The organism is Micromonospora sp. MP36, assembly GCF_008119785.1.
Taxonomy (GTDB): domain Bacteria; phylum Actinomycetota; class Actinomycetes; order Mycobacteriales; family Micromonosporaceae; genus Micromonospora.
In genome coordinates, this window is sequence record NZ_VSFA01000095.1 from 18,617 (window position 1) to 27,869 (window position 9,253).

Annotated in this window: 10 protein-coding genes; 7 read left to right on the forward strand and 3 right to left on the reverse strand. The window is 70.6% G+C overall.

The genetic code is table 11. From position 1 onward, the window contains the following. Nucleotides 1–52: 52 nt before the first annotated feature. The 3 genes from FXF52_RS33515 to FXF52_RS33525 all read right to left on the reverse strand — a co-directional run bounded on the left by FXF52_RS33515 (nt 53) and on the right by FXF52_RS33525 (nt 3,419). Nucleotides 53–1,288, reverse strand: coding sequence for an exonuclease domain-containing protein (locus FXF52_RS33515; RefSeq protein ID WP_148803202.1), 1,236 nt, complete (start codon nt 1,286–1,288; stop codon nt 53–55). A 13-nt stretch (nt 1,289–1,301) separates the two neighbouring features. Then, on the reverse strand, nt 1,302–2,003 hold the full coding sequence (locus tag FXF52_RS33520) for a DUF6218 family protein (protein ID WP_148803205.1): 702 nt from the start codon (nt 2,001–2,003) through the stop codon (nt 1,302–1,304). Between the two features lie 63 nt (nt 2,004–2,066). Further along, nucleotides 2,067–3,419 (reverse strand): reverse transcriptase family protein, encoded by a 1,353-nt coding sequence (locus FXF52_RS33525; protein ID WP_222870821.1) that lies wholly within the window; start codon nt 3,417–3,419, stop codon nt 2,067–2,069. 288 nt (nt 3,420–3,707) lie between these two features. On the opposite strand from FXF52_RS33525, the gene FXF52_RS33530 reads away from it, so the two are divergent. From FXF52_RS33530 to FXF52_RS33560, 7 genes are all read left to right on the forward strand, one after another. Continuing rightward, nucleotides 3,708–4,244, forward strand: a complete 537-nt coding sequence (locus tag FXF52_RS33530) for an RNA polymerase sigma factor (RefSeq protein WP_148803206.1) — start codon at nt 3,708–3,710, stop codon at nt 4,242–4,244. After that, nucleotides 4,241–5,023 carry a zf-HC2 domain-containing protein gene (locus FXF52_RS33535; RefSeq protein WP_148803208.1) on the forward strand — a complete coding sequence of 261 codons (783 nt, stop codon included), beginning with the start codon at nt 4,241–4,243 and terminating at the stop codon, nt 5,021–5,023. The genes FXF52_RS33530 and FXF52_RS33535 overlap by 4 nt, the downstream gene beginning before the upstream one ends. Further along, complete coding sequence (locus tag FXF52_RS33540) at nt 5,020–5,775, forward strand: ABC transporter ATP-binding protein (RefSeq protein ID WP_148803210.1); 756 nt, start codon at nt 5,020–5,022, stop codon at nt 5,773–5,775. The genes FXF52_RS33535 and FXF52_RS33540 overlap by 4 nt, the downstream gene beginning before the upstream one ends. Further along, nucleotides 5,772–7,040, forward strand: coding sequence for a hypothetical protein (locus FXF52_RS33545; protein ID WP_148803212.1), 1,269 nt, complete (start codon nt 5,772–5,774; stop codon nt 7,038–7,040). The genes FXF52_RS33540 and FXF52_RS33545 overlap by 4 nt, the downstream gene beginning before the upstream one ends. After that, nucleotides 7,037–7,654 carry a hypothetical protein gene (locus FXF52_RS33550; protein ID WP_148803214.1) on the forward strand — a complete coding sequence of 206 codons (618 nt, stop codon included), beginning with the start codon at nt 7,037–7,039 and terminating at the stop codon, nt 7,652–7,654. Before FXF52_RS33545 ends, FXF52_RS33550 begins: the two co-directional genes overlap by 4 nt. Nucleotides 7,655–7,957: 303 nt before the next feature. Beyond that, the gene (locus FXF52_RS33555) at nt 7,958–8,281 is read left to right on the forward strand and encodes an STAS domain-containing protein (RefSeq protein ID WP_148803216.1); all 324 of its coding nucleotides are present in this window, start codon (nt 7,958–7,960) and stop codon (nt 8,279–8,281) included. Between the two features lie 12 nt (nt 8,282–8,293). After that, a partial coding sequence (locus tag FXF52_RS33560; protein ID WP_222870822.1) for a hypothetical protein occupies nt 8,294–9,253 on the forward strand: 960 nt, incomplete at its 3' end.

Genomic DNA, 9,253 nt, shown 5'->3' on the forward strand with positions numbered 1-9,253 from the left:
CCCAAGGCCGAGGCTGGCGCCGGTGAGGGGGCCTGCCTCGCAGGTGTGCCAGTTAGGGCGCCGAGGTCGGTGCCGCCAGGTTGGTGAGCATCCGCTTGTAGGCGGTGGGATGCACGATCGGAATGCCGTACTGGTGTGCCTTCTTGGCCTTTCCGGACATGGTGTCGGGGTCGGCGGCGACGAGGAGGCGGGTCTTCTTGGTGACGTTGTCACCCACTTGCAGACCTGCTGCTCTGGCCTCCTCTTCCCACTCCCACCGTGGTGGCTGCATCGCGCCGGTGAAGACCACCAGATCGCCGGGCTGAAGCCTCCACGTGTCGGTTCGGCGGCGCTGCTGGGGGATGCTGCTGGCTGCCGCGATGTTCAGGGCGTCGTCGACGTCGGTGCGTTGCAGGCCGAGCAGCCCGGCCACCTGGTCGAGGTCGTGGCGCTCGGAAGCGGTCACAACGCCGTCTTCGACCGCGACCTGCGCCAGCCCGGCGAGGTAGGCGCGGTGCAGGTGCTCGACATCGGCGCGGGCGAGCCCGAACGCCTCCGCCGTGGCGACGAGAGCGTCGGCCTCGGTGGCCGAGATGTGCCGGTCGAGCAGCGCCTGGTCGAGCAGATCCAGGTAGGCATCGCCCTGAGGCTCGTGCAGCCGGGGCAGCCGATCGATCAGTCGGGCCAGGAAGTGCTGTTCCCGGTGCCCGGCAGCGCGACGGTGAACCGGTACTACCTGCTCGGTGGCCATGGGTGGCCACGGGAGCCTGGCGGACGCCGTCACCGCGGCCGCCCAAGGAGGTGGGTTCCCGGCTGCGGTGAGGTAGTGGCCGAGCAGCTGGGCGGCGGCTCGGGCGTCATGCAGCGCGGAGTGCGCCCGGTACGGCGGTAGCCCAGCCGTGCGGCAGCAGTCATGCAGGCTGCGCCCGGCCGACGGCAGGAAGTGCGAAGCCAGCCGCATGGTGCACAGGCCGTTCGCCGGGTCGATCGGCACCTGGATTCCTACTCGCTGGTACTCGGCGAGCAGAAAGGAGGCGTCGAAGGGCAGGTTGTGCGCGGCCAGCACCCGGCCGCGCAGCAGCCCGGCAAGATCGCCGGCGAGCTGCTCGAACCGGGGGGCCCGTCTCGCCTCGGCGGCGGAGATGCCATGGATGAGTTGCGGGCCGAGGTCCCGGTCGGGGTTGACGAGGCTGCACCATTCGTCGGTGATCTTACCGGTCTCGTTGACGTGCACGACGGCAACCTCGACGATGCGGTCGTGCCAGCTTGTACGCAAGCCGGTGGTTTCGAGGTCGATGACCGCGTACATGAAGGCCCTCCCCCTACACCGGTGCCACGGCGGCGCTGCCGACGGCCGCACGTAGTCGCGCCAGCCACCGCGGGGGCAGCGGCTGCGGCTCACCAAGGGAACGCAGATAGGTGCGGCGGTATCGCGCCTGCTCCGTGTCCTGCCACAGCTGGGCCGTCGTCGCGACAACCGAGGTCAGCGCCAGGGCGGCTGCGGCGACCGGCGACGCGGCCGCGGATTGGGTGCCTGCTCGCTGCATGAGTACCTCCGGGTCCGGCATCTCCGTGGCCCAGGCGAGCGGGGCGAGCTTCGACTTCGTCACGGTGCGATGCCGCTCTACCGCCTTGGCGTAGCTGGCGCGGTGCTCGATGATTTCGGTCAGGAGATCGGGGATCGTGAGGATGTGGTGTCGCAGCGCGGCGACCAGGTCGGTCGGCAACAGGTGGGCGATCTGGTCGAGGATGCCGGTCGGCGTATCGGCGGTCCAGTCGACTAGGCACCTGTCCTGCAGCATCCACACGATCCGGCCGAGTTGTTCGGGGTCCCGCTGGATTTCCTCGAAGCGCACGACCCATGCGCCGCCGGCGAGTCCGGTGGGGCTGAGCCGCCAGATGGCCAGGGCGTCGGCGCCGTCGCTGTCACGGCCGACGGTGAGGATCCCGTGACCGCGGGCTCCGGGCACGTAGTCGATCGGTACGGACAGTTCGGTCTCGGATGCATCGACGTCGGACGCCATCTCAGGTCCTCAATGGTGGGCAGCAGAAACATCGACTGTAGGCAGCCCCGCCGACGTTTCGGCTCAGCTGGAGAGCCGACCTCGCCTCCTCCCAGAGTGTGAGGCCGGCGCGGTGAGTGCTTGGTCCAGTAGCCTGGCTAGCTTTGCGGCGCGCGTGGGGTGGTGGTGTGCGATCCAGGCGACGCGTCCGGTGAGGTGTTCGGTGAAGGCGGGGTGGCCGGTGTGGTTCTGCGCTTGGAGGCCGGTGCGGGTGGCGTTGTGGAGGATCGCGCGCAGGCGGTCGTATTCGTCGCGGGGTGCGGCGGGCCGGTGGTTGACGACGAGTCCGGCGAGGAGTTGCCGGTCGGCTTGGCTGCGGACGTGTGTCTTGTCGGGGTGGATTCGGAAGCCCTCGTCGCGCACGATCGTGGTGACGGCGGCGATGAGGTCGGTGGTGCGCCGGTTGGTGAGGTCGCCGGAGAAGGCGAGGTCGTCGGCGTATCGGGTGTAGGTGACCGCGAAGGCGTCGGCGAGGCCGGTCAGGCGTCGGTCGAGGCGGTAGGCGCACAGGTTCGCCAGTGCGGGTGAGGTCGGCGCGCCCTGCGGCAGATGGCCGGTGCGCAGGGCCGCGAGTCGCGCCGACCGGTGTGGCAGGTCGGCGGGCGCGTGACGCAGGACGGTATGTGGGGTGCGGGTGGTGAACAGTCCGGTGAGGGTGTGGGCGACGGGTTCGGGGTAGCCGGCGGTGCGTAGCAGCCCGTACACCCGGGTGGCGGGGATGTGGGTGAAGAAGGCGAGCAGGTCGATCCGGACGACGACCGGCTGCCCGGCGTGAGCGGCGGCGAAGGTGTGCGCGGAGCGGCTGGGCACGAAGCCGTGCGCGGCGGGGTGTACGGGGATCGGGCCGAGTACCTCGGCCAGAAGCCGCCGCTGCAGGGCGCGCAGCCGGGGTTTGGGTGCTTCGATGAGCCGCCCTCGGTCGGTCCACTGGTAGCGGTAGTGGTGCAGCCGCTGGTCGGTGGCGCGGCGGTTCATGTCGCGCCGGTCTGCGTACCAGTCGAGGTGTTCGGTGCTCAGGTCGAGCATTGAGGCCAGAGCGCCGATGTCGTCGATGGCCGGGGTGTGCCAGGGGTGGCGTACGGTGCGGGTCGGCGCCACGGGGCGGGCGCGGATGACGATTGGGCGGCCGTGTTGTCGGGCGGCGGTGACCGCGCCGCGAAGCGGTTCGAGGGTGGCGAGGAAGGCGGCCAGCTCGCGGGGCCGGTCCCGTGGTGGGTGCGGGTAGGCGACCAGGACCGCGTCGGCGATCGGCCACAGCCAGCGCCGCCGGACGCCGAGGACGAGCCCGCCGCGGTTCACGAGATCGGGGCGGTGCCAGCCGCCGTCGGCGAGGAACGCGTCGGCGAGCGCGGTGGTCAGGGCGCGGACGGTGGTCACGGCCGGGCCGGGTGCGGTGGCGGCGTGTCCCGACGATGCCCGGTCGTGCGGGTGCACAGGCTCGCGGAGCGTGCCGACGCACCTGTGGTGTGGTGCCAAGGTGAGTGTGACGTCCCCGGGGTTGCCCCGGAGAGACCGTGACCGCGCCCCGTGCGGGGGCGCGGCGTGGTCAGCTCGGGACACGCCGCCATTCGTGCAGCTTAATGATTCCGAGCGGCTAGCGGTGGCGCGCTGCGCCTGGCGTCGTCGAAGAGAACCGTTTCGGACGGTGATGCGTCCTAACCTTGCGTGATGGACGTGGGCGATGGGGAGCTGTTGCGCCTCATCGGTGAGGGTGACCGGCGGGCGTTCGACGTGTTGTATGCGCGTAACGCGCCGTGGTTGGTGCTGCGGCTGCGCCGCCGGTGCCGGGATCCGGAGTTGGTCCGGGAGGTGTTGCAGGAAACGTTCCTGACGGTGTGGCGGGCGGCGGCCAGCTATCGCGGGGACGGGGCGGTGGTGGGTTGGCTGTGGGCGGTCGCGGTCCGCCGGCTGATCGACGCTCGGCGTCGTGCGCTGGCCCGCCCGCAGAGCGTGGGGTCACCGGGCGAGGAGATTCTGGCGTGGTCGCCGTCGGCGGAGGAGGAGGTGATGGCCGGGGCGTACGACGCGGATCTGGAGCGTGCGCTGCACCGGTTGGCTCCGGAGCTGCGGGCGGTGTTGCAGGCGACGGTGCTCGACGGGTTGAGCGTGCGGGAGGCTGCGGTGCTGCTCGGGTTGCCGGAGGGCACGGTGAAGACCCGGGCGATGCGGGCCCGCCGCGAGCTGAGGGAGGCGTTGTCGTGACGGGATTTCACCTGGATGCCCGGGTGCTGGCGGCGTACGTCGAGGATCGTCTCGCCGAGGTTGACGCGTGGTCGGTGGAGGCGCACCTCGACCGGTGCGGGGCCTGCCGATCCGGCATCGCCCTCGATGCGTCTGGGGTGCGGCTGGTGCAGACAGTCGGGATGGTATTCGGGTCCCGGCTGCCGGCTCAGGGGCGCGTGCGCCGGGCGACCCGATGGCGGCGCATCAGGGTGCTGGTGGGTGGCGGGCCCGCGGCTCGGGGGGCGTGGTTGCTTGCGGTTGCCGTGACCGGGTTGCTGGCCGCGGCTGTGGCTGTCGTGCCGGCGGTGATCCCGCCGTGGCTGCTCCTGCTCATCGCGCCGGCCCTGCCGGTTCTCGGTACCGCCGCGTCGTACGGGCCGCGGACCGATCCGTTGCACGAGTTGGTCGCGGGGACCCCGCACGGTGGGCTGCGGATCGTTCTGTGGCGCACCCTCGCGGTGCTCGCGGTCACCGCGCCGGTCGCGGTGCTCGCCGGTGCCGCGGCGGGCACCGGTACGCCGGGCATGTGGCTGCTGCCCTGCGTCGGGTTGACCGCCCTGACGCTGGCGTTCGGCTCGCTGGTCGAGCCCGCGCACGCCGCCCTGCTGGTGGCGGGGTTGTGGGCGGTGGTGGTCCTGGCGCCGATGGGCGGGGTGACGGTCGTGGTATCCAGCGGCCCGGTGTGGCTGGTCGTCACCGCGGTCGCCGCGGCGCTGATGTACGCGCGCAGGGAGCATGTGGGGAGACGAGCGGCATGACGACGGTGAGTGTTGAGGGCCTGCGGGTCAGCTACGGCAAGCGGGTGGTCCTCGACGGTCTGGACCTTGAGCTGGGTCCGGGCGTACACGGGCTGCTCGGCCCGAACGGCGCCGGCAAGACGACACTGACGCGGGTGCTGGCTACGGTGCTGCGACCAGACCGGGGCGACGTCCGGCTGCTCGGCCACCGCATCGACGATCACTCAGGATTGCGGCAGGCGCGCCGCCGATTGGGCTACCTGCCTCAGACCTTCGGCTTCTACCCACGCTTCACCGTGCGGGAGTTCGTCGAGTACTTCGCCTGGCTGAAGGAAATGCCACCGGCGCGGATCCCCCTCGCGGTGGACCGGGCGATCGAGCGGGTCGGGCTCCTCGACCGCGCCGACGACCGGATGAAACAGCTGTCCGGCGGGATGCTGCGGCGCGCTGGTATCGCCCAGGCCATCGTGAACGACCCGCGGCTGCTGCTGTTGGACGAGCCGACCGCCGGTCTGGACCCCGAACAGCGGGTGCAGTTCCGGGCGCTGCTGCGGGAGGTGGGCCTCGACGTTGTCGTCCTGGTCAGCACCCACCTGGTCGAGGACGTTGTCGCGGCGTGCACTCGGGTCAGCGTGGTCGACGGCGGGCGGCTGGTCTTCACCGGCCTGCCCGACGAGCTGATCGGGACCGGCGGGGACAGCGACAGTGGCGACTCTCCGATCGAACGCGGCTACACAGCGGTCCTGCGCGGCGCGCGGACGGCACCACGGTGAGGCGCGCGCTGCGGGTCGAGGTACGGCGGGGAACGGCACCGTTCGCCGCGCTGGCGATGTTCGGCGCCGGCGTGTGGATGCTGGCGGTGCACCCGGACGACTGGGGCGGCCGGTGGGCCGGTCTCGCCAACTACCTGCGAATGTCGATGTTGATCCTGTGTGCGCTCATGATCGCCGCAGGGGCGTGGCAGGCCGGGCGGGAACGACGGCGCGACATTGACGAACTGCTCGCCTCTGCCCCGCGGCCGGGCTGGCAGCCGCTCCTGGTGGCCTGGCTGGCCGTCGCGCTGGCCGGCACCGCCGGCGTGCTGGTCGCATTCGCCGGGGCGGCGGTGCTGGTCGCCCGGGTCGCGACCTACACCGGCGGCGGCTGGTGGTGGACCCTGGCCGTCGGCATCCTCGCCCTGGGCGCAGCCGCCGCCCTCGGTGTGTTCGTCGGCCGGATTTTCTCGCTGCGGGTCGTGGCGCCCATCGCCGGTCTGGCCGCGTATCTGGGACTGGGAATCGCCACATACTGGGCCGGGAGGGCCGCCGCCTGGCTCTCCCCCGTCTACGGCGGCTGGGCCGCCGACCGGCTTGTCCCCGTCCGGGTCACCGCGCTGCAGGCCGCCTGGCTGGCGGCAGTGGCGGCCCTGATGCTCGCCGCCGCCGCGCGGCTGCGCCGCACGGCGATCCTCGCAGGCGGACTCGCCATCGCCGTCGCGGTACCCATCATCACCGGACCGGCGGCGCGTCGCCTACCGGCCGACCCAGCAGCCGTCGAACTTGTCTGCACGGCCACCGGCCCCCAGGTCTGCCTGTCCAGGATCAACGCCTTCCTGATCGACGACGTCACCGCAGTCGCACAGCCAATCCTCGCCCACCTCGACGGAATACCCGGCGCACCCAGGCGGGCGGTTGACCAAGCCGCCCAGCCAGACGGGCAGCCCATCGGAGAGAACCACGAGACGGTCTGGCTCAACCTCAACTACCAGTCGACCGCCTTGGGTGGCCTGACCAGCCCCGACCAACTCCGCGCGGACTTCCGCCAGGTCACACGCCCAGCCTGCATGGACGCCTCTGGACGGCGCGAAGTCGACCAACAGGTCTACCTGACCGATGCCCTGGCGACCGCCTGGATGCTCGACGAGCCGCCGACAGCCGACACGCCCCTCGCTCGGCTCCGCGCACTGCCAATTCCGGAACAGCGCGCCTGGTTCGCCGCCTATCTCGACGCGGCCGGTCGTTGCGACGGTCCATCCCTGATCCGGCTCGGGCAGCTGTGAGCCGCAGACTCCTCGCGCTGCACCTGTCCGCCCGAGGCGGACCCGCGTTCGCGGCCAGCCTCACCGTCATCACCCTGCTCGCCTGGGCCGGCGGGAGCTGGCTCGCCAGCCGCCCCTACTTCGACGGGCCTGCCGCCCGGATCCCGGTTGTCGCACTCGCGCCGCTGCTCGCCGTACTGCTGATCGGGCCCACACTGAACGGAGCCGACGAGGACCTCGAACGCAGCACACCACTGCCATGGCGCACCTGGCGTGCCGGACACATCCTCCTCGCCGCCCTCGCAATCGCCGCAGCCCTCAGCCTGACCGGATTGCACAAGCCGCACGTGTTCGGCGCCTACGCGCTGATCCGCAACACACTCGGATGCGTCGGCCTCCTCACCGGCGCCGCAGCGCTCCTCGGCGCACGCCTGGCATGGCTACCAGCCTTCATCTACATCACCGCCGTCTACGCCGCCGCACCCCGCCACGGCAACACGGCCGCAACGATCTGGGCCTGGCCCGTCCAGCCCTCCAGCAGCGGAGCATCCTGGACTGTCGCCACCGGCCTGTTCATCCTTGGAACCGCCAGCTACATGACGTACGGATCCAGACCTCGTGATCCGGTGAGGTAACGGGGCGCCGGTAGCGTTAGCGGCGGGTGCTCGAGCGGGACACCGACGTCGCGTACGGCATGTTCGGCGACCGACTGCTCGTGCACCCACCCCAGCGTCGATGGCCTCCAAGGACGGGATGACGCCGCGATGGCCAGTCCGAAACCTGGACGGCTGGAGCCAAGCGTGGCACCAGACTCGTGGCGACCGTGGTGGGCCCGGCCGATGGACTTCGCCGTGCCAGGTTAGGCAGAACTGCGGTCTGGTCGCCGACTCGAATACGGCCCACGGGCGCGGGAGCCGTCGTGCGGATACGATGCGCCGATGCACGTGCCGCTCTGGCAACACACCATCGACCGACTGGACGACACCAGTACGGTCATGTTGTCCGGAGAACTCGATCTATCCGCAGACCGGGACATTCGCGAAGCGATCACCAACGAGCTTCAGCGACCCGGCCTCACCCGCCTGCACATCGACATGTCGGCGGTCACCTTCATCGACTCCACCGTGCTCGGCACGCTCGTCTACGCCTACAACGCCGCACACGACGTAGGTCGCCACCTCACCGTCTCGCCGAGTGAACGTGTGCGCCGAATCGTGGAGATCACTGGACTGTCGTACCTGCTTAACCCAGCGGACCGATAGGGACCTACCACGGTGTCGGGCCGTCTGCCGACGTGGGACACCTGGTTCCCCGCCAACTCCATCCACGACCTCCTGCCCGATCCCCGCCAGCGGCACCAGGTACTACACGACCTACCCGAGCTGCCGTGGAAGATCCTCTCCGGGGTGTTGCCCGCGCCGGGCGGGGCGTGGAACGCCGCCAAGCACATCTACCTCCAGCTGAGCGCCGCGTACCAGTCCGCCGCAGACCAGGCGGAAGAATGCGGGTACCAGCTCCGCCGCCGAGACGCCGATCACCAGGCGATGGTCACGCAAGCCTGCGATGGTCACGGACCTGCTTCTGTCGGCATTGCAGGCATACCGGCGGAGCTGACCATCAACGCGCTGTGGGTCTCCTCGTCGGGGAGCGCTGGCTTCTGCAGATGGTCTTGCGGAACGGATGGCCGCACGGCCGGCCGGGGGCGCGGTCAAGAGGGCCTACGCTGTGACACCATGTCGCCGGAGCGTGTGATTGACCTGGACGAGCGCGATCACCAGTCGGCGGCGTCGGCTGGCGCCACCCCTGATCGCCGCGTGGCCAGACAGAAGATGAATGCACGGCTCGTCGCTGCGTTCGTGATTGGCATTGTGCTTGGTGGCGTCGGTGTCAGCGAGCTGCGGGACTCGCGGGAAGAGCGAAAGCGGAACGCTTCCGTCTCCCTGGTGGCCTTCCCCGCTTCGGTCAGTGGCGGGGGTTCCGACGTCAAGGACGTCTTCCAGGTGGACGGGCAACTCGCAGTTGTCAACGCCGGCCCTGCGCCGATTACGGTTCGTGCAGCTACTGGTCAAGGACCTGGCGTCCTCGTACGTGGCACCGGGAAGTCTCGGCTGCTACGCCCCGGCGGTACCGGCTGGATCGATGTCAACGTGCGCCTCGAATGCTCGGTCGCGTTCGGAAGTGAGCCGTTGTCGATGCGATTCTCGGTTGAGACCGCCGACCGGCAGATCCGAGAG